Annotated in this window: 23 protein-coding genes; 13 read left to right on the top strand and 10 right to left on the bottom strand. The window is 69.0% G+C overall.

Features of this window, described 5'->3' with window-relative positions; all coding sequences use genetic code 11:
* Positions 1-24: 24 nt before the first annotated feature.
* From sufC to ACZ6YV_RS16090, 4 genes are read right to left on the bottom strand one after another with little or no spacing between them, the layout of a single operon-like run.
* The gene (gene sufC, locus ACZ6YV_RS16105; RefSeq protein ID WP_400943209.1) at positions 25-795 is read right to left on the bottom strand and encodes a Fe-S cluster assembly ATPase SufC; all 771 of its coding nucleotides are present in this window, start codon (positions 793-795) and stop codon (positions 25-27) included.
* A 36-nt stretch (positions 796-831) separates the two neighbouring features.
* Positions 832-2004 (bottom strand): Fe-S cluster assembly protein SufD, encoded by a 1173-nt coding sequence (gene sufD / locus ACZ6YV_RS16100; RefSeq protein WP_465510307.1) that lies wholly within the window; start codon positions 2002-2004, stop codon positions 832-834.
* Positions 2005-2006: 2 nt separating this feature from the next.
* Positions 2007-3413 (bottom strand): Fe-S cluster assembly protein SufB, encoded by a 1407-nt coding sequence (sufB, locus tag ACZ6YV_RS16095; RefSeq protein ID WP_449224177.1) that lies wholly within the window; start codon positions 3411-3413, stop codon positions 2007-2009.
* A gap of 38 nt (positions 3414-3451) precedes the next feature.
* Positions 3452-4213: a helix-turn-helix transcriptional regulator gene (locus tag ACZ6YV_RS16090; RefSeq protein ID WP_465510412.1), complete on the bottom strand. Its 762-nt coding sequence runs from the start codon at positions 4211-4213 to the stop codon at positions 3452-3454.
* 252 nt (positions 4214-4465) lie between these two features.
* On the opposite strand from ACZ6YV_RS16090, the gene mptB reads away from it, so the two are divergent.
* From mptB to ACZ6YV_RS16065, 5 genes are all read left to right on the top strand, one after another.
* Positions 4466-6052 (top strand): polyprenol phosphomannose-dependent alpha 1,6 mannosyltransferase MptB, encoded by a 1587-nt coding sequence (mptB, locus tag ACZ6YV_RS16085; protein ID WP_465510411.1) that lies wholly within the window; start codon positions 4466-4468, stop codon positions 6050-6052.
* 19 nt (positions 6053-6071) lie between these two features.
* Positions 6072-6998 (top strand): ABC transporter ATP-binding protein, encoded by a 927-nt coding sequence (locus ACZ6YV_RS16080; protein ID WP_465510306.1) that lies wholly within the window; start codon positions 6072-6074, stop codon positions 6996-6998.
* Complete coding sequence (locus tag ACZ6YV_RS16075) at positions 6995-7795, top strand: ABC transporter permease (RefSeq protein ID WP_465510305.1); 801 nt, start codon at positions 6995-6997, stop codon at positions 7793-7795. Before ACZ6YV_RS16080 ends, ACZ6YV_RS16075 begins: the two co-directional genes overlap by 4 nt.
* Positions 7796-7860: 65 nt before the next feature.
* Positions 7861-8829, top strand: coding sequence for a COX15/CtaA family protein (locus ACZ6YV_RS16070; RefSeq protein WP_465510304.1), 969 nt, complete (start codon positions 7861-7863; stop codon positions 8827-8829).
* A gap of 113 nt (positions 8830-8942) precedes the next feature.
* Entirely contained in the window at positions 8943-9890 is a 948-nt protein-coding gene (locus ACZ6YV_RS16065) for an acyl-CoA desaturase (protein ID WP_465510303.1), read from the top strand.
* Positions 9891-9977: 87 nt separating this feature from the next.
* Here ACZ6YV_RS16065 and ACZ6YV_RS16060 read toward each other — a convergent pair whose 3' ends face one another.
* Both ACZ6YV_RS16060 and ACZ6YV_RS16055 read right to left on the bottom strand, forming a co-directional pair.
* On the bottom strand, positions 9978-10844 hold the full coding sequence (locus ACZ6YV_RS16060; protein ID WP_465510302.1) for an ATP-grasp domain-containing protein: 867 nt from the start codon (positions 10842-10844) through the stop codon (positions 9978-9980).
* On the bottom strand, positions 10841-11149 hold the full coding sequence (locus tag ACZ6YV_RS16055) for a hypothetical protein (protein ID WP_465510301.1): 309 nt from the start codon (positions 11147-11149) through the stop codon (positions 10841-10843). The genes ACZ6YV_RS16060 and ACZ6YV_RS16055 overlap by 4 nt, the downstream gene beginning before the upstream one ends.
* 95 nt (positions 11150-11244) lie before the next feature.
* On the opposite strand from ACZ6YV_RS16055, the gene ACZ6YV_RS16050 reads away from it, so the two are divergent.
* Both ACZ6YV_RS16050 and ACZ6YV_RS16045 read left to right on the top strand, forming a co-directional pair.
* The gene (locus ACZ6YV_RS16050; protein ID WP_465510300.1) at positions 11245-12216 is read left to right on the top strand and encodes a quinone oxidoreductase family protein; all 972 of its coding nucleotides are present in this window, start codon (positions 11245-11247) and stop codon (positions 12214-12216) included.
* Entirely contained in the window at positions 12213-12758 is a 546-nt protein-coding gene (locus ACZ6YV_RS16045) for a GNAT family N-acetyltransferase (protein WP_465510299.1), read from the top strand. The genes ACZ6YV_RS16050 and ACZ6YV_RS16045 overlap by 4 nt, the downstream gene beginning before the upstream one ends.
* Positions 12759-12829: 71 nt before the next feature.
* Here ACZ6YV_RS16045 and ACZ6YV_RS16040 read toward each other — a convergent pair whose 3' ends face one another.
* The 4 genes from ACZ6YV_RS16040 to ACZ6YV_RS16025 form a co-directional block, all read right to left on the bottom strand.
* Positions 12830-13405, bottom strand: a complete 576-nt coding sequence (locus ACZ6YV_RS16040; RefSeq protein WP_465510298.1) for an FKBP-type peptidyl-prolyl cis-trans isomerase — start codon at positions 13403-13405, stop codon at positions 12830-12832.
* Positions 13406-13415: 10 nt separating this feature from the next.
* The gene (locus tag ACZ6YV_RS16035; protein ID WP_465510297.1) at positions 13416-15671 is read right to left on the bottom strand and encodes a HelD family protein; all 2256 of its coding nucleotides are present in this window, start codon (positions 15669-15671) and stop codon (positions 13416-13418) included.
* Positions 15672-15741: 70 nt separating this feature from the next.
* On the bottom strand, positions 15742-15888 hold the full coding sequence (locus ACZ6YV_RS16030) for a hypothetical protein (RefSeq protein ID WP_465510296.1): 147 nt from the start codon (positions 15886-15888) through the stop codon (positions 15742-15744).
* A gap of 271 nt (positions 15889-16159) precedes the next feature.
* The gene (locus tag ACZ6YV_RS16025; RefSeq protein WP_465510295.1) at positions 16160-17140 is read right to left on the bottom strand and encodes a heme o synthase; all 981 of its coding nucleotides are present in this window, start codon (positions 17138-17140) and stop codon (positions 16160-16162) included.
* 298 nt (positions 17141-17438) lie between these two features.
* Here ACZ6YV_RS16025 and tkt point away from each other — a divergent pair, with 298 nt between their 5' ends.
* The 6 genes from tkt to pgl are packed head-to-tail and all read left to right on the top strand — an operon-like array spanning position 17439 to position 25576.
* Positions 17439-19541, top strand: a complete 2103-nt coding sequence (gene tkt / locus ACZ6YV_RS16020) for a transketolase (RefSeq protein ID WP_465510294.1) — start codon at positions 17439-17441, stop codon at positions 19539-19541.
* Between the two features lie 9 nt (positions 19542-19550).
* Positions 19551-20663 carry a transaldolase gene (gene tal / locus ACZ6YV_RS16015; RefSeq protein WP_465510293.1) on the top strand — a complete coding sequence of 371 codons (1113 nt, stop codon included), beginning with the start codon at positions 19551-19553 and terminating at the stop codon, positions 20661-20663.
* Positions 20664-20671: 8 nt separating this feature from the next.
* Positions 20672-22291: a glucose-6-phosphate isomerase gene (locus tag ACZ6YV_RS16010; RefSeq protein ID WP_465510292.1), complete on the top strand. Its 1620-nt coding sequence runs from the start codon at positions 20672-20674 to the stop codon at positions 22289-22291.
* On the top strand, positions 22288-23817 hold the full coding sequence (gene zwf, locus ACZ6YV_RS16005) for a glucose-6-phosphate dehydrogenase (protein WP_465510291.1): 1530 nt from the start codon (positions 22288-22290) through the stop codon (positions 23815-23817). Before ACZ6YV_RS16010 ends, zwf begins: the two co-directional genes overlap by 4 nt.
* Positions 23814-24824 carry a glucose-6-phosphate dehydrogenase assembly protein OpcA gene (opcA, locus tag ACZ6YV_RS16000; protein WP_465510290.1) on the top strand — a complete coding sequence of 337 codons (1011 nt, stop codon included), beginning with the start codon at positions 23814-23816 and terminating at the stop codon, positions 24822-24824. The genes zwf and opcA overlap by 4 nt, the downstream gene beginning before the upstream one ends.
* Positions 24821-25576: a 6-phosphogluconolactonase gene (gene pgl / locus ACZ6YV_RS15995; protein ID WP_465510289.1), complete on the top strand. Its 756-nt coding sequence runs from the start codon at positions 24821-24823 to the stop codon at positions 25574-25576. Before opcA ends, pgl begins: the two co-directional genes overlap by 4 nt.
* The last annotated feature ends 391 nt before the right edge of the window (positions 25577-25967 follow it).

Here is a 25967-nt window from a genome sequence, read left to right as displayed (position 1 = left end):
TCGGTGTAGTCGCGAAATCGGTGATCAGACGGCGGCGGTCTCGGTGGAGCCGGTGTACTTGACGTACCCGTTCTCCTCCAGCTCGTCCGCGAGCTCACGGCCGCCGGACTCGACGATCTTGCCGCCGGCGAAGACGTGCACGAAGTCGGGCGTGATGTGCCGCAGGATCCGCGTGTAGTGCGTGATCAGCATGACGCCGGCGTCGTTGTTGGCCTTGAACTCGTTGACGCCCTCGGACACGACGCGCAGCGCGTCGACGTCGAGGCCCGAGTCGGTCTCGTCGAGGATGGCGATCTTCGGCTTGAGCAGCGCCAGCTGCAGGATCTCGTGGCGCTTCTTCTCGCCGCCGGAGAAGCCCTCGTTCACCGAACGCTCGGCGAACTCGGACGAGATCTCCAGCTTGCCCATCTCCTCCTTGACCTCCTTGACCCAGTGGCGCAGCTTGGGAGCCTCGCCACGGACCGCGGTGGCCGCGGTACGGAGGAAGTTGGACATGGACACGCCCGGTACCTCGACCGGGTACTGCATGGCGAGGAACAGGCCCGCGCGGGCGCGCTCGTCGACGCTCATCTCCAGCACGTCCTCACCGTCGAGCAGGACCTGCCCGGAGGTGACTTCGTACTTGGGGTGACCGGCGATGGCGTAGGACAGCGTGGACTTGCCCGAACCGTTGGGGCCCATGATCGCGTGGGTCTCGCCCGACTTGATGGTCAGGTTGACGCCCTTGAGGATCTCCTTGGGGCCCTCCTCGGTCGTGACCGAGGCGTGCAGATCCTTGATTTCCAGCGTAGGCATTTCTTTCCTAAAAGTCTGATGTGGACGGACGGGGGCTCAGACGCCCACGGCTTCGAGTTCGGCTTCGATCGCGGCCTCGAGACGCTCGCGCACCTCGGGAACGCCGATCTTGACCAGGATCTCGTGGAAGAACCCGCGCACGACCAACCGACGCGCGGCGTCTTCGCCGATTCCGCGCGACTGGAGGTAGAACAACTGCTCGTCGTCGAACCTTCCCGTCGCGCTCGCGTGGCCGGCGCCTTCGATCTCGCCGGTCTCGATCTCCAGGTTCGGGATCGAGTCCGCCCGCGCGCCCGGCGTCAGCACCAGGTTGCGGTTGAGCTCGTAAGTGTCGGTCGCTTCGGCCGCCGCGCGGATCAGCACGTCGCCGACCCACACGGTGTGCGCGCCGTCGCCCTGCAGCGCGCCCTTGTACATCACGCGCGACTTGCAGTTCGGCACCGCGTGGTCGACGAAGAGACGGTGTTCCTGGTGCTGTCCTTCGTCCGCGAAGTACAGGCCGAGCATCTCGACGTCGCCGCCCTTGTCGGCGAAGGTCGCCGTCGGCGAGACGCGGACCAGGTCACCGCCCAGGGTGATGACGATGTGCTTGAGCGTGGCGTCGCGGCCGAGCTTGAGGTGCTGCTCGGAGACGTGCACCGCGTCGTCGGCCCAGTCCTGGACGCTGACCACGGTCACGTTCGCCGAATCGCCGATGACGAACTCGACGTTGTCGGCGTAGGTGCCGGAGCCGACGTGGTCGAGGACGATGACGGCCTCGGAGAACTGCTCGGCGCGGACCTGCAGGTGGCCGTAGGCGACCTCGCCCTCGCCGGGACCGGAGATCTTCACCGTCGACGGCTTCGACGCCTTGGTCTCCTTGGGCACCGTGATGACGGTGGCCTCGGTGAACGACGAGTAGGCCTGCGCGGCGATCCGGTCGCTCGGGACACCCGCGACGCCGAGGCGCTCGTCGTCCCTGCCGACCTGCTCGATCTTCAGTTCGGGCGCGGCGTCGGATTCCAGGGTCGCCGAACCCGAAGCGGTGGCGGACCCGTCGTGCAGGCCGCGCAGCCGCTTCATCGGAGTGAAGCGCCAGTTCTCCTCACGGCCGCCGGGGACCTCGAAGGCCTCGACGTCGTGAGAGGTGAACCGCTCCGCGCGGGACGTGGCCGGGATGACCACGCCCTCGCGCATCGCTTCGGAAACGTTGTTCTCGGTAACCGACATGACTAGCCGACGGACCCTTCCATCTGAAGCTCGATCAGGCGGTTCAGCTCGAGCGCGTACTCCATCGGCAGCTCACGCGCGATGGGCTCGACGAACCCGCGCACGATCATCGCCATGGCCTCGGCCTCGTCGAGACCGCGCGACATGAGGTAGAACATCTGGTCTTCGCTGACCTTCGAGACGGTCGCCTCGTGGCCCATGGAGACCTCGTCGTTGCGGATGTCGACGTACGGGTACGTGTCCGACCGCGAGATCGTGTCGACCAGCAGCGCGTCACAGACCACGCTGGAGCGCGAGTGATGCGCCCGCTTCGCGATCTTGATCAGACCGCGGTAGGAGGTACGGCCACCGCCGCGCGCCACCGACTTCGACACGATGGTCGAGGAGGTGTGCGGCGCCAGGTGCTCCATCTTCGCGCCCGCGTCCTGGTGCTGGCCTTCGCCCGCGAACGCGACCGAGAGGACCTCGCCCTTGGCGTGCTCGCCCATGAGGAACACGGACGGGTACTTCATCGTGACCTTGGAACCGATGTTGCCGTCGATCCACTCCATGGTCGCGCCCTCTTCGCACTTGGCGCGCTTGGTGACCAGGTTGTAGACGTTGTTCGACCAGTTCTGGATGGTCGTGTAACGGCAGCGGGCGCCCTTCTTCACGATGATCTCCACGACCGCCGAGTGCAGCGAGTCGGACTGGTAGATCGGCGCGGTGCAACCCTCGACGTAGTGCACGTAGGCGTCTTCGTCGACGATGATCAGGGTCCGCTCGAACTGACCCATGTTCTCGGTGTTGATCCGGAAGTAGGCCTGCAGCGGGATGTCCACCTTGACGCCCTTGGGGACGTAGATGAACGAGCCGCCGGACCACACCGCCGTGTTCAGCGCGGAGAACTTGTTGTCCCCGGCCGGGATCACGGAGCCGAAGTACTCCTTGAAGAGCTCCGGGTGCTCCTTGAGCGCGGTGTCGGTGTCCAGGAACAGGACGCCCTGAGCCTCCAGATCCTCGCGGATCGAGTGGTAGACGACCTCGGACTCGTACTGCGCGGCGACACCGGCGACGAGGCGCTGCTTCTCCGCCTCGGGGATGCCGAGCCTGTCGTACGTGTTCTTGATGTCCTCGGGCAGCTCTTCCCAGGAAGTAGCCTGCTTCTCACTGGACCGCACGAAGTACTTGATGTTGTCGAAGTCGATCCCGGAGAGGTCCGCACCCCAGTTGGGCATGGGCTTCAGATCGAAGAGCTTGAGCGCCTTCAGTCGCGCTTCGCGCATCCACTCCGGCTCGGACTTCTTCGAGGAGATGTCGGTGACGACGTCCTCGTTCAGTCCTCGACGGGCGCTGGCGCCCGCCTCGTCGGAGTCCGCCCAGCCGAACGCGTACTTGCCAAGGGACTCGATGGTCTCTTCCTGGCTCATGGGCGCGGTGGTGGGAGTGCGCTGCTCGGCAGCGGCAGTCATGCGGGTTTCCCTCCATTCGGGATCCGTGCTGTGCGCCCAGGAGAGGGCGCCGTGCTTCCCGGCCGGGGTGTGGCCGGGTGACCCGCCGAAACGACGGGTACGTGTGTGGTGCACGCGTTGTCACCGCGTGCGATGGTCGCCAGTCGCTGCACGTGAGTACCCAGAAGTTCCGCGAAAGCCTCGGTTTCGGCTTCACACAACTGAGGGAACTCGGCGGCGACGTGGGCGACCGGGCAATGGTGCTGGCAAAGCTGTTCGCCGACACCGACCTGACGGGTCGACGCAGCGTAACCCTCCCTGGTCAGCGCCGCAGCGAGGGCCTCGGCGCGGGCGGCGGGGTCCGTGTGCTGCGTGATCGCTTCCTGATGCGGGCCGACCAGCGAAGCGACACGAGCCTCGGCGAAGGCTTTCACGGCGTCCTCGCCGGCGTGTTCGGAGAGGAACCGGATGGCCGAGGACGCGAGGTCGTCGTAGGCGTGCCCGAACCGGGCACGACCGGCCTCGGTCAGGAGGAAGTTCTTGGCGGGGCGGCCTCGTCCGCGCGGGCCGCGCCGGGGCGCGTCCCGGGTTTCGGCCTCGCCATCGGCGAGCAGGGCGTCGAGATGACGACGGACGGCGGCGGCGCTGATCCCCAGCTGCTCGGCCACCACGACGGCGGTCATCGGACCCTGTTCCAGCAGCAAGCGGGCCACTTCGTGCCTGGTCCGGCCCTCGGGGCCGACCTGCACGGGGACAGGCTGAACGTCGGCGTGCGACATGTCGCCACCGGCCTCGTTCCGCGTCCCCGTCTTTTTCACAACACAAGTGTGACGTATTTCCGGGGAGACGGCAAAGAGGGGTGCCTCACGGAGTGGCGTGGGTCACGTCTGCCGGCGAAAGCACAGGGGTAACCACGTACCCGCTCGGTCTGTTCCCGGCATCGCTACCCTTCGTGCGTGGCAGTGGGCGATCACCCGGCACGGCGGGACACGGACGAAGCAGGGCCGGAGAAGGATTCGGCGGCGGGGTCGGTGGCGACGCTCTCCCCCGGTCACCCACGCGAACCGGAGCCGCTCGACGACAAGGAACTGCGCGGGCTGAACGTCGTCCGCCGGTTCGGCGCGGTCGGTTCCCTGTTCCTCGCGCTCGGTTCGCTCGGCGCGGGCGCCGCACCGGTGATCAACCCGGTGCAGGAGATCCCGGTCCTGCGGCTGTTCACCCGGATCCCCATGGTCTCGCTCGCGATGGGCCTGGCCGGGATGGCGATCATCGTGCTGAGCTGGCTGCTCCTCGGCCGGTTCGCCCAGCCGGCGCGCCGCCGCCTAGCCACCCAGGGCCAGCTCGCCCGCACCATCGCGCTCTGGTGCGCGCCGCTGCTGTTCATCCCGCCGCTGTTCTCGCGCGACGTCTACAGCTATCTCGCGCAGAGCGAGATCGTCGCCCGCGGCATGGACCCGTACTCCCTCGGCCCGGCCGAAGCGCTCGGCGTCTCCGACCCGCTGACCTCGGGTGTCTCCAACATGTGGCGCGAGACCCCGGCGCCCTACGGTCCGCTGCTGCTGCGCCTCGGCGGCTGGCTCGCCCCGCTGAGCAGCGGCAACATCGTCACCGGGGTGCTGCTGCAGCGCGGGCTCGCGCTGATCGGCGTCATCCTGATCATCTGGGCGCTGCCCCGGCTGGCCAAGCGGTTCGGCGTGCAGCCCGCCACCGCGCTGTGGCTCGGCGCGGCGAACCCGCTGCTGATCTTCCACTTCGTCGCGGGCGCCCACAACGACGCGCTGGCCATCGGGCTCATGGTGGCCGGGCTGGAGGTCGGCCTCCAGCGGATGCCGGTGCGGTTCAAGAACGACGAACCGCCACCGCTGGCCAAGGGCGAACTGCTGTACATCGGGCTCGGGGTCGTGCTCATCACCCTCGGCGTCGCGGTGAAACTGAACGCGATCCTGGCGCTGCCGTTCTTCACGGTGATGGTGGCCAGACGCTGGCACGGCCGGATCAAGGACCTGGTCACCGCGGCGGTGCCGATGGCGCTGCTGTTCGGCGTGGTGCTTGTCGCGGTCTGTTACGGCACCGGCCTCGGCTTCGGCTGGGTCGGCGCGCTCGGGACACCCGGCCTGGTGCGCTCCTGGATCTCACCGACGTCGGAACTCGCCGCGCTCGGCGGGGTCCTCGGCATCGCGCTCGGCCTCGGCAACCACACCAACGCGATGGTGCCGATCCTCGGCGCGCTCGGCTATCTCGTCGCGGGCGCGGTGACGGTCAAGTTCCTCTGGGACAGCTTCAAATGGCGTTACCGGCCGATCATCGGCCTCGGTGTCTCGCTGGGCGCGGTGATGGTGCTGCACGTGGCGCTGCAGCCGTGGTACCTGCTGTGGGCGATCATCCCGCTCGCCGCGGCGGCGGGGACCTCGCGGTTCCGCATCGCCGCGACGATCGTCACCGCCGTCCTGCCTTTCCTGCTGCCGACGACGGGAAGCACCTTCGAAGGCCGCGGCTTCGTCCTGCCGTTCGCGTGGGCCGCCGCGGGGGTCGTCACGCTGCTGGGGCTGTTCGTCGTCCACCGCCTCTCACCGCTGCTGCTGTCCAGACCGTCCCCGGAGCATTCGGTCCGGGCGTGACGCCGTATCGTGACCTGTCGTGAACGCCCCCGCCGTCGAGATCACCGGGCTGCTGAAACGCTACGGATCCACCACCGCCGTCGAGGGACTCGACCTGCGGATGGAACGCGGCACTCTGCTCGCTCTGCTCGGCCCGAACGGGGCCGGCAAGACCACCACCGTCGAGATCTGCGAAGGCTTCCTGCGGCCTGACGACGGCGAAGTCCGTGTGCTGGGCTTGGACCCGTCGCGGGAAGGTCCGGCGCTGCGGCCGCGGATCGGCGTGATGCCCCAGGGCGGCGGCGCGTATCCCGGCGTCCGCGCCGACGAGATGCTCGGGCTGGTCGCCGCGTGTGCGGCGAATCCGCTGGATCCGGCCTGGCTGCTGGACATCCTCGGTCTTTCGGGAGCGCGCAAGACGCCGTTCAAACGGCTTTCCGGCGGGCAGCAGCAACGGCTGTCCCTCGCCTGCGCGCTCGTCGGCCGTCCGGAGCTGCTCTTCCTCGACGAGCCGACGGCCGGGATGGACCCGCAGGCCCGCCGCCTGGTCTGGGATCTGCTCGCGGCGCTGCGGGCCGACGGGGTCAGCGTGCTGCTCACCACCCATCTGATGGAAGAAGCCGAAACGCTGGCCGACACCGTGGTGATCGTGGACCACGGCAAGGTCGTCGTCGAAGGGTCTCCGCAGTCGCTGACCGTCGACGCGGGCGAAGCCGCGCAGCTGCGTTTCAAGGCCCGTACGCGGCTCGACACCGCTCTGCTGACAGCGGCGCTGCCCGAGGGCCACCTCGTGCGCGAGTCTGCGCCGGGGACGTACCTCGTCGAGGGCCCGATCGACCCGCAGGTGGTGTCGACGGTGACGGCGTGGTGCGCGCAGCAGGGCGTCATGCCCGAGGAACTGCAGGTCGGCAGGCGCACGCTGGAAGAGGTCTTCCTGGAGCTGACCGGACGGGAACTGCGAGCATGACCACGACACCCGCCCCCCGGTTCGCCCCGGGCACGTTCACCCCGGCCCCCGGTCGCGGTTCGCTCGGCAAGATGCTGCGCACGCACGCGAAGGTCGAGGCGAGCCTGACGCTGCGCCACGGCGAGCAGATCCTGCTGACCCTGCTCATCCCGCTCGCGCTGCTGATCGGCTTGTCGCTGCTGGACATCCTGCCGTCGGCGCAACTCGGCTCGTCGTCCAAAGTGGACTGGATCACCCCGAGGATCCTGGCGCTGGCGGTGATGTCGTCCGCGTTCACCGGGCAGGCCATCGCACTGGGCTTCGACCGCCGGTACGGCGTCCTCAAACGGCTTTCCGCCACCGCGCTGCCCCGCTGGCTGCTCGTCGCGGGCCGAGTGGCCGCCGCACTGGTGGTGGTCGCGCTGCAGGCCGTGATCCTCGGTGCGGTGGCCGCGCTGCTGGGCTGGTCGCCTTCGCTGGGCGGGCTCCTCGGCGCGTTCCCGTTCCTGATCGTCGGCACGCTCGCGTTCGGCGCGCTGGGCCTGCTGCTCGGCGGGGCGCTGCGCGCGGAGGCCGTGCTGGCGCTGGCGAACATCGTCTGGTTCGTACTGCTGCTCGCGGGCGGCATCCTGCTGGCGCCGTCGACGATGCCGTCCGGGCTCGCGACGGTCGTCGAGCTGCTGCCCTCGGGCGCGCTCGCCGAAGGCCTGCGATCGGTGCTGCTGGACGGTTCGTTCGGCTGGGGCCCGTTCGCGGTCCTGGTCGGCTGGGGTGCCGTCGCGGGCGCGCTGGCGAGCAAGACCACGAAGCTCACTTGAGGCGGCCGACACACCGCGTGTAGCCGGTGGAACGCTCTCAGGAAGGGCGTTCTAGCATCGAGCGCGTGCCGTTCCAGAGCCTTGTAGCGCGTCTGCCGTATCCCTCGTTCGCGATCCAGCGAGCGGTCGCGATAGCGGCGGTGATCGCCCAGGCCGGAATCGGCGTGACCGGCTCGGTCGTCCGGGTCACCGGCTCGGGCCTCGGCTGCCCGACCTGGCCCCAGTGCGTCGAAGGCAGCATCGTGCCCGTGGCGCATCCCGAATTCGACGCGCTCACCCAGTGGATCGAGTTCAGCAACCGGATGCTGACCGGCGTCGTCATCGCCGTCGCCGCGCTGTGCGTGATCACCGCGTGGCGCGTGCAGATCGAGCACCCGAGCCGCCGTCGTCTGGTGAAGCTGGCCTGGACGATGCCCGCCGGCGTGATGCTGCAGGCCGTCGTCGGGGGCATCACCGTGCTCGCCAAACTCGAATGGTGGACCGTCGCGCTCCACTTCCTGGCCTCCACTCCCCTGGTGTGGCTCGCGGTCCTGCTGCTGCGCGCGTTCAACGAGGGTGACGAACCCGCCCGCTGGCTGATCCCGGACGCGGGCCGCAAGACGCTGATCGTGCTCGCCGCGGCGATGTGGGCCGTCCTCGTGGCGGGAACCACCGTGACCGGCGCGGGCCCGCACGGCGGCGACCCCGGCACCCACCGGTTCCAGGCCCCGATCGAGACGCTCACCCAGGTCCACGGCGGACTGCTGGTGGCTTACCTGATCGTGCTGGCCGTCTTCGGGCTCCAGCTGATGCGTGGCGAGACGCCGAAGCGGTTGTGGCGGCGATACACCATCGTGTGGGTCATCGCGCTCCTACAGGGCATCCTGGGCTCGGTGCAGTACGCCCTGGGCGTGCCGGAGGCGCTGGTCTCGTTCCACGTCCTCGGCTCCGCGCTGGTGATCGTCTCGACGGCGGCGCTGTGGTGCGGCTCACGCGATCGCGGTCCCGTCCTCTCGGCCACGGCGCCGGAACGCGAACTCGCCACCTCGAACTGACCCCGTGGCAAACCGGACGTAACCCCCAGGCGGCATGCCAGCCAGACGAAGCGCTTACGCTTCGCAGGGTGCCCCACACGGGGGGACCACCGAGTCGAGGCACGAGGTGTCGCATGACCGCCAGCACCGATCCCGCGCCTGGGGCGACCCAGTCGAAACCATTGATCTCGCACCGCCGGGGCTCCGGCGAGATGCTGATACTCAAGACGTTCCTGCTGGTCCCGTTCGTCGCACTGCTCGCCGCCGTGCCGATCGTGTGGGGCTGGGGCATGAGCTGGATCGATCTCGCGCTGGCGGCGGTGTTCTACACCCTCGGGACGCTCGGGGTGACCGTCGGCTACCACCGCTACTTCACCCATGGCGCGTTCAAGGCAGGACGGCCGCTTCGGGTCGCGCTCGCCATCGCCGGGGGCTTCGCGGTGCAGGGGTCGGTCATCTTCTGGGTGGCCAGCCACCGTCGCCACCACGCCTTCGCCGACCGCGAAGGCGACCCGCACTCCCCCTGGCTGTTCGGGACGACGCCCAAGGCGCTGCTGCGCGGGTTCTGGCACTCGCACATGGGCTGGATGTTCAGCCGCGAGGTGACCAACTACGAGCGCTTCGCGCCGGATCTGGTGGCCGACAAGGATCTTCGCGTGGTGAACCGCTACTTCTGGCTGTGGATCACGCTCAGTCTCGCGCTGCCCGCGGTGCTCGGCGGACTGCTCAGCTGGTCCTGGTGGGGTGCGGTGACCGGGTTCTTCTGGGCCGGGCTGGTCCGGATCGCGTTCCTGCACCACGTCAGCTGGTCGGTGAACTCGATCTGCCACCTGATCGGCGAGCGCCCGTTCGCCAGTCGTGACAAGGCGGCGAACTTCTGGCCGCTGGCGATCCTGTCCATGGGCGAGTCGTGGCACAACTCCCACCACGCCGACCCGACCTGCGCGCGGCACGGTGTCCTGCGCGGACAGGTCGACGTGTCGGCGCGGGTGATCTGGCTGTTCGAGAAGTTCGGGTGGGCGCGGGACGTGCGGTGGCCGAAGCCGGAGCGGCTGGCGGCGAAGCGCGTGAAGCCCGCCTAGCGTTCTTCCCCGCCGGATGTCATGAAAGGGTCGTTCAGGACGAAATTTGTCCTGAACGACCCTTTCATGACACTTCTGGTGACCGTGTCAGGAGAGTTGCTGCCGCACGGCGGAAGCGAAGCGCCAGGCGGCGGAATCGTCGGTCTGCCGGAAGCCGAGCGAGGGCTCGACGAGCTCCAGTTCCAGCAGCAGCGGCCTCCCGTCCGGGCCGGTGACGAGGTCGACGCGGGCGTAAAGCAGCTCCGCGCGCAGGATGCCGAGCAACGCCGACGTCGCGTCCAGAACGTCTTCGGCCAGTGCGCGGAACTTCGCGGCAGGCTGGACGGGTGCGAGCTTTTCCGTGACGTACAAACCGGATTCGTCGAGTTCCCTGCCCAGCATCGCGGCCTTCGAAAACGCGTGCGAGTACACGCCGCCCAGGTACACCAGCGCGAGTTCGCCCTCGGTGTCCACACTGGACTGATACGGCTGCAGCACCGCGGTGTGGCCCTCGGCGTGGAGGCTTTGCAGATGCGCCACGGCGGCGGCGCCGGAAGTGAACTTCCCGGCACCACGGGAACCGGCACCGATCGCGGGCTTCAGCACGAAGTCGCCCTTCGGCCAGCGCGGGGCGTCGTCCTCCGGCTCGATCAGAGTCGTCGGCACGATGGCGACTCCGGCGTCGCCGAGTTCGGCCAGATAGGACTTGTCGGTGTTCCACCGCGCGACCACGGCCGAATTGGCCAGCGTGGGCACGGATTCGGCCCAGGACAGGAACTCGTCGCGGCGCTCGGCGTAATCCCAAGTGGCGCGCGGCACGACGATGTCCGCGGCGCCGAAGTCGACGGTCGTGTCGTCCCAGGCCGCCCAACGGGTCTTGAAGCCGAGGTCGGCCAGCGCCTCGGGGACGGCGTGTTCGTCGCCGTCGCCTTCGGGCAGTGCGGAGCAGGAAACGAGGATCGCGGAACCGCTCACTTGCCCGCCATCCGGCGGCGGTGCTCGGCACCGATCTTGGTGGCCTTCACGGTCTCGCTGTCCCACTCGGCGGGTTCGAGATCTTCGACGGCCTCGACCAGCGCGTCGCCCGCGTCCGTGGAGGCGACGACGACGTCGCCGAGCGCGCCGTCCGCGCCCACGAGCACGACCCGGGCGCCGATCCGGCCGATGTTCTCCACCACCGCGCGCGACGGCTTCCCGTGCCGCTTCACGAAGTCGCGGGCGGCCGCGACCTGGCGCGACGTGGGGGCGGCGGTCTCGGTCTTCTCTTCGGTCTCAGCCACGGGCCGAGCTTAACCGCGAAAGGCCCGGGACGCGGAATAACCGTGGCGTCGGCCATAGTTGTCCCGGTCGGAACGACCCTGAACGAGGAGGACGTATGCCCACGGCAGTGCAGATCCGGCGGACCGGCGGTCCCGAAGTCCTTGAGCTGTCAGAAGTCGAGGTGGACGAACCCGGCGCCGGGGAACTGCTCGTGGACGTCGCCGCGGCGGGCGTCAACTACATCGACACTTACCACCGCGAGGGCATCTACCCCATCGACACGCCGTTCATCCTGGGCATGGAAGGCGCGGGCACGGTGGCCGCGATCGGCGCGGACGTGGCCGGGTTCGCCGTCGGCGACCGGGTCGCCTGGCAGGGTTCGCTGGGCAGTTACGCCCAGCGCCGGGTGCTCCCCGCCGCGGTCGCGGTGAAGATCCCGGACGGCGTGTCCGAGGAGACCGCCGCCGCGACGATGCTCCAGGGTGTCACCGCGCACGCGCTGATCGCCTCGACCTACGAGGTCAAGGCGGGCGACGACGTGCTGATCCACGCCGCCGCGGGCGGGATGGGCCTGCTGCTGGTCCAGCTGGCCAAGGCACGCGGCGCGCGGGTGATCGGCACCGTCTCCACCGACGAGAAGGCCGAACTCGCCAAGCAGGCGGGCGCGGACGACGTCATCCGCTACGACCAGGTCGACTTCGCCAAGGCCGCCCGTGACCTCACCGGCGGCAAGGGGGTCGCGGTGGTCTACGACGGCGTCGGCAAGTCCACTGTGGACGGCAGCCTGGCGAGCCTGAAGATCCGCGGCCTGCTCGCCCTCTACGGCGCGGCCAGCGGCCCGGTGCCGCCGATCGACCCGCAGCTGCTCAACCGCAGCGGCTCGGTGTACCTCACCCGCCCGACCTCCGCGCATTACGTGCTCACGCGCGAGGAGCTGGAGTGGCGGGTGAACGAACTGTTCGCCGCCGTCCAGGACGGTTCGCTGAACATCCGGATCGGCGGCCGCTACCCGCTGGCCGACGCCCGTCAGGCGCACGAGGACCTTCAGGGGCGGCGCACCACCGGCAAGCTCCTGCTGATCCCGTGACGGCGCCTTGGCCGGAGGATGTCCGGCTCATCGGCGAGGGGCTCGTGCTGCGGGAGTGGATCGAAGGCGACGTCGCGTTCATGCCGGGGCTGTTCGACAATGCCGCCGTCGCGCGCTTCACGCCGTTGCCGTCCCCCTTCGACGAGGTGGCGGCGAAGGCGCACTACGCGAAGTACGTCAGCAGCCGCGCGGACGGCAAGGGGCTGCGGCTGGCCATCACGACCGACAGCGGCGAGCCACTCGGCGAGGTGGTGTTGTTGCTGAAGGAGGGCCTCTCGGGGCCCGCCGAACTCGGCTACGCCGTCGGCCCCGCACATCGCGGGCAGGATCTGGCGGCGCGTTCGCTGCGGGTGCTCACCGCGTACGCGCTGGAGCTCGGGCTGAGCCCGCTCAAGCTGCAGATCGACGCCGAGAACGCGGCGAGCGAGGCCGTCGCGCGCCGCGTCGGCTACGCCCTGACCGACGTGCCTCCGGAAGCGAAGGTCGAGAAGGGCCTGGAGATCACCCTGCTCACCTGGGAGTACGCCGGCCCGGTCGCCTAGATGTCATGAAAGGGTCGTTCCTGACGAATTTCGTCAGGAACGACCCTTTCATGACACTCCCGGGCGAGAACTCAGCCCTTGTTTGTCGGGACGCTCACCGCGTCGGTGACGAACACCAGGGTCTCGTTCGGCTGGATGCCGTTGCCGCCCTTCCCGTAGCCGAGGTCCGGCGGGATGATCAGCAGCCGCCGCGCGCCCTGTTTGATCCCTTCGAGGCCCTGGTCCCAGCCCTTGATGACGTCACCCGCGCCGAGACTCAGGTCGAACGGCTCACCGCGGTCGAACGAGCTGTCCAGCTTCTGCTTGTTGGACCAGGTGACCAGCGAGTAGTTCATCTTCAGCTGCTGACCCGACTTGGCGCCGTCACCTGTGCCGGGCTCAAGGTCCTTGGTGATGAGCTTCTTCGGCGGGTCGCAGTCGTCCGGGATGGTGATGGTCGGCGCCTCACCGAACTTCCCGGTGGTCTTCACATCCTCCGCCGTGCACTCCTTGCCCTTCGACCCGGCCGGGGCCTCGGCCGCCGTCGAAGCCGAAGCGGGGGCCGCGCCGGAGGACTGGCCCGAACCTGCGGTGTTCTGCTTCTCGCCACAGGCCGCCAGGGCGAGCACGCCCGCGCCGATGACCACGATCTTGCCGAATGTGCGCATGCGGCAGACCTTAGCCAAGACCCTCCAGCGCCGGAACAAGGTCACCGGTCTGCACTACACCCATCCGACGGGTCGCCCTGGTCAGGGCCACATAAAGATCGTTGAGCCCGCGCGGGGACTCCGCGACGATCCCGTCAGGCGCGATCAGCACCACCGAATCGAACTCGAGGCCCTTGGCTCGCTCGACAGGCATCACCGACACCCTGTCCCCCGCTTCGCCGAGCACCCCCGACAACGTCTCGATCATCGGGACCGGGCACAGCACGGCGACCGTCCCGCCGTCCACAGCGGACAGTTCGGCGCCGACGATTCCCGGCAGCTCGGCGGCGAGATCCGCCGGCGTCACGGCACGCAGCCAAGGCTCGAAACCGGTCTCCCGCACCGAAACCGGCGCTTGCAGCTCCGGATTGACGTCGGCCAGCACCCGGGACGCGACGGCCATGATCTCCGCCGGGGTCCGGTAGTTCACGGTCAGCTCTTCGAGCCGCCAGCGATCGGCGACGTACGGCGAAAGCACCTCTCCCCACGACCGCGCGCCGCCGGAAGCGCCGGTCTGGGCGACGTCACCGACCAGCGTCATCGACCGGTTCGGCGACCGGCGCATCAGCAGCCGCCAGTCCATCGCGGTCAGTTCCTGCGCCTCGTCGACGATCACGTGCCCGAAGGTCCAGGTCCGGTCCTGGGCGGCCCGCTGCGCCGCGGTCATCTCACTGCGGCGATGCTGGCGTTCGGCGAACAGTTCGGCGTCGAGGACGTCGCCGACCCGCAGCAGTTCCTCGTCGATGATCTCCTCGTCCTGTTCGAGGATGTCGAGGACGCCTTCCGCGTAGGCGCGGTCTTCCCGCTCGCGGCGGGCGCGCTCGGCACGGAGGTCGGTGTCGTCCTCGCCGAGCAGCTCGGCGAGTTCGTCGAGCAACGGGACGTCCGACGGGCTCCACTTCGCGTCCGTCGGACTGTGGAGAAGCTCACGATCGGTGTCCGACAAGGCTTTCCCGGCCGCGCTGCGCAGCCGTTCGCGGTCGGCGAACAGCTCGTCGAGGACGACCTCGGGGGTGAGCTTGGGCCACAGCCCGTTGATCGCGGCGGCCACGTTCTTGTCCGCGGTGACCTCGGCCCGGATGTCCTGGACATCGCGCGCGTCGAGCAGGTCCTCCCCCAGCTTCCGGGCGGCTTGGCGGGTCAGCGCGTCGAGGAGGTCTGAGACGAAGATCCGCCGGGCGAGGTTGTGCGGACGGCGCGACCGGCGGGCCCGCGTCCGCGCCTCGGTGCAGGTCTTGCGGTCGAGCATGAGGATCTCGCGTTCGAACTCGATCTCCAGCACCGGTTCCGGCACGCGCTGGCGGTCGCGGACCGCGTTGGCGAGCACGTCGGCCATCACCGGGCGGCCCTTGATCTCGGCGGCCTCGCGGGTGACCGGCCCGGTGGCGTCCAGGCCCGGGTACAGCTGCCCGACCGTGGCCAGCAGCACCCCGGTCTCGCCCAGCGACGGCAGGACCTGCCCGATGTAGCGGAGGAACGTGCTGTTGGGCCCGACCACCAGCACGCCGCGCGTGGTGAGCTGCTGCCGGTGGGTGTACAGGAGGTACGCCGCGCGGTGCAGCGCGACCGCGGTCTTGCCGGTGCCCGGCCCGCCCTGGACCACCAGGACACCGTTCGGCGACGCGCGGATGATGCGGTCCTGCTCGGCCTGGATGGTGGCGACGATGTCGCTCATCTCACCCGTGCGACGGCGTTCGAGCGCGGCCAGCAGCGCCGCCTCCCCGGCGAGGCCGAGGTCCTGCCCCTGATCGGCGGCGGAGAGATCGAGGATCTCGTCGTCGATGCCGACGACCTTCCTGCTCAGCGACCGGAGGTGCCGCCTCCGGCGCACACCTTCGGGTGAAGCGGCGGTGGCGAGGTAGAAGGGCCGCGCGACCGGCGCGCGCCAGTCGACGAGCAGCGGACGGTACTCGTCGTCCTCGTCGAACAGCCCGAGCCGGCCGATGTAGGTGGTCTCCTCCGCGTGGTCGGGGAGGAAGTCGAGGCGGCCGAAGCACAGGCCCTGCTCGACCGAGCTCAGCTGGGACAGCCTGTCGGTGTACAGCGTCGTGGCGACGTCGCGTTCGGTGCGTGCCTGCGGGGTGCCGCCGGTCTGGCGCAGGGTCTGGTCGAGCCTGCGCTGCGCGTCGACGCGTTCGGCGTCGAGCTTGCGGTAGAGGGTGGTGACGTACTCCTGCTCGAGCGCGACGTCCTGCTCGAGCGCGTCGAGTTCCCGGTCCGGGGACACGGACAAAAGGAGCCTGCTTTCGGAGGTGGGACAGGGGGCCGAAGAAGGTACAACGGCGCCCGCCATCATCTCATTCCCGCACTCGCGCCCGGACCAGGAGGAAGGCCACCAGCGAAAGGACGGTGGCGACACTCGCCCACACGACGTTCGGGTGGAGCAGGACGGCGAAGGTGGCCGCGACCCCCGCGATGGCGTAGGCGCTGCGCCTACGCGGCACCGCACTCACGTGACCAGACCCGTAACTCGCGTGACCAGACCCGGAACTCATGTGATCAGGGACGGAACTCACGTGATCAGGGACGGAACTCAAGTGTTCAAACACCGCACACCCGAGTACGGCCTCCAGTCACGCGAGTCACGTCCCTGATCACGCGAGTTACGCCCTCGCTGCGGACCCAGCACCGCGCCCCTCCTCCTATCCCGGACACGCGTGAAGGCCCCCTTCCCTCGGCTGAGCCGAGGGAAGGGGGCCTTCACGCGCTACAAGATCAGAAAGGCAGCCCGATGGCCGGAAGGCCGATAGCCGAGTCCACGGCCAGCGCGACGAACACGATCATCAGGTACGTGTTCGACCGGTGGAACAGCGACATCGGCTTGGTCTCCTCGCCGCGCCGCACCGCCGCGTTCAGGCTGTGCGCGTAGAAGAGGAACCAACCACCGGCGAGCAGAGCGAACGTCGTGTAGATCCAGCTCGTCACCGGGACCAGCAGCAGCGTCCAGGCGACCATCACCCACGAGTAGATGACGATCTGCCGCGCCACGTGCTGCGGGGTGGCGACCACCGGCAGCATCGGCACGCCGGCGCGCTCGTAGTCGTCGCGGTACTTCATGCCCAGCGCCCAGGTGTGCGGCGGGGTCCAGAAGAAGATGACGCCGAACATCACGAACGCGGGCCACTCGACGGTGCCGGTGACGGCGGCCCAGCCGATGACGACCGGCATGCAGCCCGCCGCGCCGCCCCAGACCACGTTCTGTGACGTACGCCGCTTCAACAGCAGCGTGTAGACGAAGATGTAGAAGAGAATCGTCGCGATCGCGAGAATCGCCGAAAGCAGGTTCACCGTGAAATAGAGCACCACGGCGGACAGGACACCGAGTACGAGACCGAAGATCAGCGCGCCGCGCCGGGGCACCGATTCCTTCACCAGCGGACGGCGCTTGGTGCGGTTCATCACCTTGTCGATGTCCGCGTCGATGACGCAGTTCAAGGCGTTGGCGCTGCCGGCCGCCATCGTGCCGCCCACGAGGGTCGCGAGCACCAGCCAGGGCGACGGGATTTCCCGGCCCGCCAGGAACATCGCGGGAATCGTGGTGACGAGGAGGAGCTCGATCACCCTGGGCTTCGCGAGGGCGGCGTACGCGCCGACGACCTGGCGGATTGTTCGCCGGCCACCGTGCGGTCGTTCACCGGTCGGATGTACGGCGCTGGTGCTGTCACTGCGTCCGTGCGCAGCGTTCACCAACGACATTTCACTCCCTGCGTCAGTTTTCGGGACGGGCCCGTCAGGCTTCCGGGTGATGTGGCGGCCCCGGATCCCCGTGTTCTGAACCCTTCCTCGATGTTAGACGTGCTGTTTCCAGAGGGTGATCGCGGGTCCTCGACCGGCCGAACCATTAGGCTGGCCGCGGTAGGTCGCGGCGTGCCCCTGCGAACGGCCCGGAGCAGGAATATCGTCCCTTCCGGATCGATTGAGATTAGTAGCGGTACACGTGGGTTACCCACGAGGGAAGAGAAGCCACAACCTGATGACGGGGAGTTCGAGTTCAGTGTCCGAAACCGCCTCTACCAGCGAGAAGAACCCACTCCTGACGCGCAACGTGCCCGCCGACTGGACCGACATCGACACGCGGGCCGTCGACACCGTCCGGGTGCTCGCCGCGGACGCGGTCGAGAACTGCGGCAGTGGTCACCCCGGCACCGCGATGAGCCTGGCGCCGCTCGCCTACACGCTCTTCCAGCGGACGCTGCGTCATGACCCGGCGGACCCCGAGTGGCCCGCCCGTGACCGTTTCATCCTCTCCGCCGGTCACTCGAGCCTCACCCTCTACATCCAGCTGTACCTCGCCGGGTTCGGCCTGGAGCTGGAAGACCTGAAGCAGCTCCGCAAGTGGGACTCGAAGACCCCGGGTCACCCGGAGTACCGCCACACCAAGGGCGTCGAGACCACCACCGGCCCGCTCGGCCAGGGCCTGGCCAACGGCGTCGGCATGGCGATGGCGGCCCGTCGCGAGCGCGGCCTGCTGGACCCGGAGCCCGCCGTCGGCGAGAGCCTCTTCGATCACCACATCTACGTGATCGCCTCCGACGGTGACATCGAAGAGGGCGTCACCGCCGAGGCCTCCTCGATCGCCGGCCGCCAGGAACTGGGCAACCTCATCGTCTTCTGGGACGACAACGAGATCTCGATCGAGGACGACACCAAGATCGCGCTCTCCGAGGACGTCGTGAAGCGCTACGAGGCCTACGGGTGGCACACCCAGGTCGTCGAGGGTGGCGAGGACGTCACCGCGATCGAAGAGGCCATCAAGGCCGCGAAGGCCGAGACCGAGCGCCCGTCGTTCATCGCGCTGAAGACCGTCATCGGGTACCCGGCGCCGAAGAAGATGGGCACCGGCAAGGCCCACGGTGCCGCGCTCGGTGCCGAAGAGGTCGCCGCTGTCAAGGAGATCCTCGGCTTCGACCCGGAGCAGAACTTCCAGGTCGACGACGAGGTCATCGCGCACACCCGCGCCGCCGTCGACCGCGGCAAGACCGCGCGCGCCGAGTGGCAGGAGAAGTTCGAGGCGTGGGGCGCCGCCAACCCGGAGCGCAAGAAGATCGCGGACCGGATGGCCACCCGCACGCTGCCCGACGGTTTCGCCGACAACCTGCCGAAGTGGGAGCCGGACGCCAAGGGCATCGCGACCCGCAAGGCCTCCGGTGAGGTGCTCAACGCGCTCGCCGACCCGCTTCCCGAGCTCTGGGGCGGTTCCGCGGACCTCGCGGAGAGCAACAACACCACCATGAAGGGAGCCGACTCGTTCGGCCCGGAGAAGGCTTCCACCGACATGTGGAAGACCAGTCCGTACGGCCGGACGCTGCACTTCGGCATCCGCGAGCACGCGATGGGCTCGATCCTCAACGGCATCGCGCTGCACGGCGGCACCCGTCCCTACGGCGCGACGTTCCTGATCTTCTCCGACTACATGCGCCCGCCCGTGCGGCTGGCCGCGCTGATGAAGGCGCCGGTCACCTACGTGTGGACGCACGACTCGATCGGCCTGGGCGAGGACGGCCCCACCCACCAGCCGATCGAGCAGCTCTCCTCGCTGCGCGCGATCCCCGGCCTCAACGTCGTCCGCCCGGCGGACGCCAACGAGACCGCATACGCGTGGAAGGCCGTCCTGGAGGACGTCCACCACCCGTCGGGCCTCGCGCTCACCCGGCAGAACGTGCCGGTCCTGGAGGGCACCAGCGCCGAAGGCGTCAAGCGGGGCGGTTACGTCCTCGCCGAGGCGTCCGGCGAGCTGCCCCAGGTCGTGCTGATCGCGACCGGCTCCGAGGTCCAGCTGGCCGTCGAGGCCCGCAAGACCCTCGAAGCCGACGGCATCACGGCGAGCGTCGTCTCGATGCCGTGTGTCGAGTGGTTCGACGCGCAGGACCAGTCCTACAAGGACTCCGTGATCCCGCCGTCGGTCAAGGCACGCGTCTCCGTCGAAGCCGGTATCGCCCTTTCGTGGCACCGCTTCACCGGTGACGCCGGGGAGAACGTCTCGATCGAGCACTTCGGAGCGTCGGCCGACGCCGGCACGCTGTTCCGCGAGTTCGGGTTCACCGCGGAAGCCGTCGTCGAGGCCGCCCGCCGCTCGATCGCCAACACCAAGAACTGAAGGGGAAGCATGAGCAACGACAAGCTCGCGCAGCTGTCCGAGGCCGGGGTTTCGATCTGGCTCGACGACCTGTCCCGTGAGCGCCTGAACACCGGCAACCTCGCCGACCTGATCCGCGACAAGCACGTCGTGGGCGTCACGACCAACCCGACGATCTTCGCCAACGCGATGTCGAAGGGCGAGGCGTACGACGAGCAGACCAAGGAGCTCGCCGCGCGCGGCGCCGACGTCGAGGCCACCATCCGCGAGCTGACCACCACCGACGTGCGCAACGCCGCGGACCTGTTCCGCGACGTCTACACCGCCACGAACGGGGTCGACGGCCGCGTGTCCATCGAGGTGGACCCGCGCCTGGCCAAGGACACCGACAAGACGGTGGCCGAGGCGCAGGACCTGTGGAAGACCGTGGACCGGCCGAACGTGCTGATCAAGATCCCGGCGACCGAAGAGGGTCTCCCGGCGATCACCAAGACGCTGGCCGAAGGCATCAGCGTCAACGTCACGCTGATCTTCTCGGTCGAGCGGTACAAGGCGGTCATCGAGGCCTACTTCGCCGGCTTGGAGCAGGCGAAGGTCAACGGCCACGACCTCAAGGGCATCCACTCGGTCGCGTCGTTCTTCGTGTCCCGTGTGGACACCGAGATCGACAAGCGGCTCGGCGCCATCGGCACCGACGCCGCCACCGCGCTGCGCGGTGAGGCCGCGATCGCCAACGCGCGGCTCGCGTACGCGGCGTTCGAGGAGCTTTTCGCTTCGGACCGCTGGAAGAAGCTCGCCGAGGCGGGCGCGAACGCGCAGCGTCCGCTGTGGGCCTCCACCGGCGTGAAGGACCCGCAGTACTCCGACACCCGCTACGTGGACCAGCTCGTCGTCAAGGACACGGTCAACACGATGCCGGAGAAGACCCTCGACTCGGCCGCGGACCACGCCGAGATCACCGGCGACACGGTGACCGGCAAGGGCCCCGACGCGCAGATCGTCTTCGACAAGCTGCGTGTGGTCGGCATCGACATCGACGACGTGTTCAAGGTCCTCGAGGACGAGGGCGTCGAGAAGTTCGAGAAGTCCTGGGTGGAGCTTCTCGAGACCGTCACCGGGCAGCTCGAAAAGGCAAAGGACTGAACTGGACCATGGCAGGGGAAACGACCGGCGTCGAAATTGTCGACGCCGCCCTGGCCGGCGAAGCCGCTCCGTTCGCGGAGCGGCTCGTCGCCGACCAGGTCGCATCGAAATTGGCGTCCCAGGACGCCACACTGTGGGGTCCCGAAGCCGAGTCCGAAGCGTCGATCCGTCTCTCGTGGACGACGCTGCACAAGTCCTCGCGGCCGTTGATCGGCGAGATCGAGGCACTGCGGACCGAACTGCGCTCCGAGGGCGTCGACCGGGTCGTCCTCGCGGGCATGGGCGGATCGTCGCTGGCCCCCGAGGTCATCACCGCGACCGACGGTGTCGCGCTGACAGTCCTCGACACCACCGACCCTGGCCAGGTCGCCGACGCGCTCGCCGGTGACCTGGAGCGGACGGTCATCGTCGTGTCGTCGAAGTCCGGCGGCACCGTCGAGACCGACAGCCACCGGCGGATCTTCGCGAAGGCCTTCACCGACGCGGGCATCGACGCGGCCCGGCGGATCGTGGTCGTCACCGACCCGGGTTCGCCGTTCGCGGAACTGTCCGAAAAGGAGGGTTACCGCAAGGTCTTCCTCGCCGACCCGAACGTCGGCGGCCGCTATTCGGCGCTGACCGCGTTCGGGCTCGTCCCGTCCGGGCTCGCCGGCGCGGACGTCGCCCGCCTGCTCGACCAGGCGGCTTCGGCGGCCGACTCGCTGGGCGCCGACTCCGCGGACAACCCCGCGGTCAAGCTGGCGGCGGCGTGGGTCGCGGCGCACGAAAAGGGCGCCGAGAAGGTCGTCATCGCTGACACTGGATCCGGTATCAAGGGCTTCGCCGACTGGGCGGAGCAGCTGATCGCCGAGTCCACCGGCAAGCAGGGCACCGGTCTCCTGCCGGTCGCCGTCGAAGGCCCGGACTCCCCCGGGTTCGCCGACGCGAAGGCTGACGCCACCCCGGTGGCCGTCGGACCGGCTCAGGGCGCCGCGAAGATCTCCGTGACCGGTTCGCTCGGCGCGCAGTTCCTGCTGTGGGAGTTCGCCACCGCGTTCGCCGGACGGCTGCTCGGGATCAACCCGTTCGACCAGCCCGACGTCGAGGCCGCCAAGAAGGCCGCGCGTTCGCTGCTCGACAACCCGGACAAGCTCAAGGGCGGCGAAAAGCCGTCCACTGTGGACGGCTCGGTCGAGGTGTTCGGCTCGGCGGGAGTCGCCACCGACGGGAAGCTCGCGGACATTCTGCGGGCTTTCTTCGACTCCGCACCGGAAACCGGCTACATCGCGGTGCAGGCGTACCTCGACCGTCTCGACGACGCGTCGACGTCGATCCTGCGCGGCGAGATCGCCAAGCGCACCGGCCGCCAGACCACCTTCGGGTGGGGGCCGCGGTTCCTGCACTCGACCGGGCAGTACCACAAGGGCGGGCACCAGAACGGTGTCTTCCTGCAGATCACCGGCGCGGTCGAGCAGGATCTCGACGTGCCGGACAGGCCGTACACGCTCGGTGTGCTCCAGCACGCGCAGGCGCTGGGTGACGGCCAGGTGCTCGCGGAGCACGGTCGTCCGGTGCTGCGGCTGCACCTCACCGACCGGGCCGCCGGCCTGGCCGAACTGGTCCGCGCGGTACAGGAGGCAGGCGAGTGACCCGAGCCTGGAGCAACCCGCTGCGCGACCCGCGCGACAAGCGGCTGCCGCGGATCGCCGGGCCGTCCAGCCTGGTGATCTTCGGCGTGACCGGTGACCTCGCCCGCAAGAAGCTGATGCCGGCGATCTACGACCTCGCCCACCGCGGGCTGCTGCCCGCCGGGTTCTCGCTGGTCGGTTTCGCCCGCCGGGACTGGGAGCACCAGGACTTCGGCGAGCTCGTGCACGACTCGGTCAAGGAGCACGCGCGGACGCCGTTCAAGGAGTCCGTGTGGAACAGGCTCGCCGAAGGCATCCGGTTCGTCCAGGGCACCTTCGACGACGACGACGCCTTCGACAGGCTCGCGCAGACGGTCAAGGACCTCGACGCCGAGCGTGGCACCGGTGGCAACACCGCGTTCTACCTGTCGATCCCGCCGAGCGCGTTCCCGGTGGTGACCAAGCAACTCGCCCGCTCCGGCCTCGCCGACGCGAGCGAAGAGACCTGGCGCCGCGTCGTCATCGAGAAGCCGTTCGGCCGCGACCTCAAGAGCGCCAAGGAGCTCAACGAGATCGTGAACGACGTCTTCCCCGAGGAGTCGGTGTTCCGCATCGACCACTACCTCGGCAAGGAGACGGTGCAGAACCTGCTGGCGCTGCGCTTCGCGAACCAGCTGTTCGAGCCGATCTGGAACGCCAACTACGTCGACCACGTGCAGATCACCATGGCCGAGGACATCGGCCTCGGCGGCCGCGCGGGGTACTACGACGGCATCGGCGCCGCTCGCGACGTCATCCAGAACCACCTGTTGCAGCTCCTCGCGCTGACAGCGATGGAAGAGCCGGTTTCGTTCGCTCCGCGCGCTCTCCGCTCGGAGAAGGTCAAGGTGCTCTCGGCGACGAAGCCACTGGGCCCGCTCGACGAAACCACCGCGCGCGGGCAGTACGCGGGCGGCTGGCAGGGCGGCATGAAGGTGCCGGGCCTGCTGCAGGAAGGCGGCTTCGCGAAGGACTCGACGACCGAGACCTACGCCGCGGTGACGCTGGAGGTGCAGAACCGCCGCTGGGCGGGGGTGCCGTTCTACCTGCGCACCGGCAAGCGGCTGGGCCGCCGGGTCACCGAGATCGCCGTGGTGTTCAAGCGGGCGCCGCACCTGCCGTTCGACTCGACCTCGACCGAGGAGCTGGGCCAGAACGCGCTGGTGATCCGGGTGCAGCCCGACGAGGGCATCACGCTGCGGTTCGGGTCGAAGGTGCCGGGGACCACGATGGAGGTCCGCGACGTCACCATGGACTTCGGCTACGGGCACGCTTTCACCGAGTCCTCGCCGGAAGCCTACGAGCGGCTCATCCTGGACGTGCTGCTCGGCGAACCGTCGCTGTTCCCGGTGAACGAAGAGGTCGAACTGTCCTGGGAGATCCTGGACCCGATCCTCGACCACTGGGCCAAGAAGGGCGCGCCCGAGGCGTACCCGCCCGGTTCGTGGGGGCCGCCGTCCGCGGACGAAATGCTGGAACGTACCGGCCGGAACTGGAGGCGTCCGTGATCATCGACCTGCCGTCGACCACGACGTCGCAGCTGAACAAGAAACTCGTCGAGATCCGCGAACAGGGCGGGCAGGTGGCGCTCGGCCGGGTGCTCACGCTGGTCATAGTGGCCGACGACGACGACCGGCTCGAAGAGGCGATCGAGGCCGCCAACGAGGCCAGCCGGGAGCACCCGTCGCGGGTGATCGTGGTGGCCAAGGGCGCGCGGACCGCGGCGCCGCGGATCGACGGCCAGATCCGGGTCGGCGGCGACGCCGGCGCGAGCGAGGTCATCGTCCTGCGGCTCTACGGCCCGCTGGCCGCACAGGGACAAAGCGCTGTCGTGCCGCTGCTGCTGCCGGACGCGCCGATCGTCACCTGGTGGCCGGGCACCGGTCCGAAGGCCCCGGCCAAGGACCCGCTCGGCGAGCTGGCGCAGCGCCGGATCACCGACTCGGCGGCGGAAAAGGCGCCCATAAGAGCACTCACCACGCGGGCGAAGTCCTATGTGGAGGGTGACACCGACCTGGCGTGGACCAGGCTGACGAGCTGGCGCGCCCAGCTCGTGTCCGCCTTGGACCTTCCGCCGCACGAGAAGATCACCAGCGCGACCGTGACCGGCGAGGCCGACTCGCCGTCGACCGAACTGCTCGCCGGCTGGCTGGCCGAGTACCTCAAGGTGCCGGTGAAGCGGGTCAAGAGCACCGGTGCCGCGGGGATCATCTCGGTGACGCTGGACCGGCGCTCCGGCCCGGTGGAACTGCACCGGCCGGACGGTCGGGTCGGCACGCTGACCCAGCCGGGCCAGCCGACGCGCCGGATCGCCCTGCAGCGGCGGGACAACAAGGACTGCCTGATCGAGGAGCTGCGGCGGCTCGACCCGGACGAGATCTACGAGGCCTCGCTGAACGGGCTCTCCAAGATCTCCTCGGGCACCGCGCCGAAGGCCGCTCCGGCGAAGAAGGCGGCTTCGGCCAAGAAGGCCCCCGCTGAGAAGAAGGCTCCGACCGCGAAGAGCACCTCATGAGCAAGACCGAGGTCGTCGTCTACGAGAACCCGGACCTCCTGGCCGCCGCCACGGCGGCCAGGCTGGTCACCCGGATCGTGGACGTCCAGGCCGCCAAGGGCTCCGCTTCGGTGGTGCTCACCGGTGGCGGCACCGGGATCGCGATCCTGAGGGAACTGCGCGACTCCAGTGCCCGTGACGCCGTCGACTGGTCGCGTGTCGACGTCTACTGGGGCGACGAGCGGTTCGTCCCGGCGGACTCGGACGAGCGCAACGAGAAGCAGGCCCGCGAGGCGCTGCTCGACCACGTCCCGCTCGACCCGAAGCGGGTGCACGCGATGGCACCCTCGGACGGCGAGTTCGGCGACGACGTCGACGCGGCGGCCGCGGCCTACGCCGAGGTGCTCACGGCGGACGTCCCAGCGTTCGACATCATGCTGCTGGGTCTCGGCGGAGAGGGGCACACCGCCTCGATCTTCCCCGAGAGCCCGGCGGTGTACGAGCAGGACCGCTCGGTCGTCGCGGTGCGCGACTGCCCGAAGCCGCCGCCCACCCGGATCTCGCTGACCCTGCCCGCGATCCGTCGCGCGCAGGACATCTGGCTGGTCACCGGCGGCGACGCCAAGGCGGACGCCGTCGCGCAGGCACTGGCCGGTGCGGGCGAGGTCCAGATCCCGGTGGCGGGAGCACGCGGCAGCCGTCGCACGCTCTGGCTGCTGGACCGGGGTTCCGCTTCGAAACTCACGAAGGTCTATCAGACTCCTTCTGCCTGACCTTGTAACGCGTGAAGGCCCCCATCCCTCGGTTGAGCCGAAGGATGGGGGCCTTCTCGCGCGTTCGGACGTTCCGTGACACCCCCATGGCGGACGTCCACGAGGCGGCTTCTTCCCTACGCTGAAAGAACCCAAGCTCCAGTCCCCGGCCCACAGTCACCGTCCGAACGCGAAAAGTGACATAGATCAACTCCCACTGGTTTCTTCGTCAGAGCCTGCCCGCTGATTCGTCGAAGTGCTGAGCGGACCACGAGCCCAGGTGGTCCGGTGTGGATTCGACCGACCGAACGTTCATGCACTTGTCCGCAGAACGGACAGTGACCGGACAGTCGCTAGCCCGACTGGGGGAAACTTACCGTCCTGCTACATCCACCCGTTAGCATCCGCACAT

This window comes from Amycolatopsis sp. NPDC102522, from assembly GCF_055584485.1.
The sequence above is the reverse complement of the archived record's forward strand: the minus strand, read 5'-3'. Positions and strand labels throughout refer to the sequence as shown.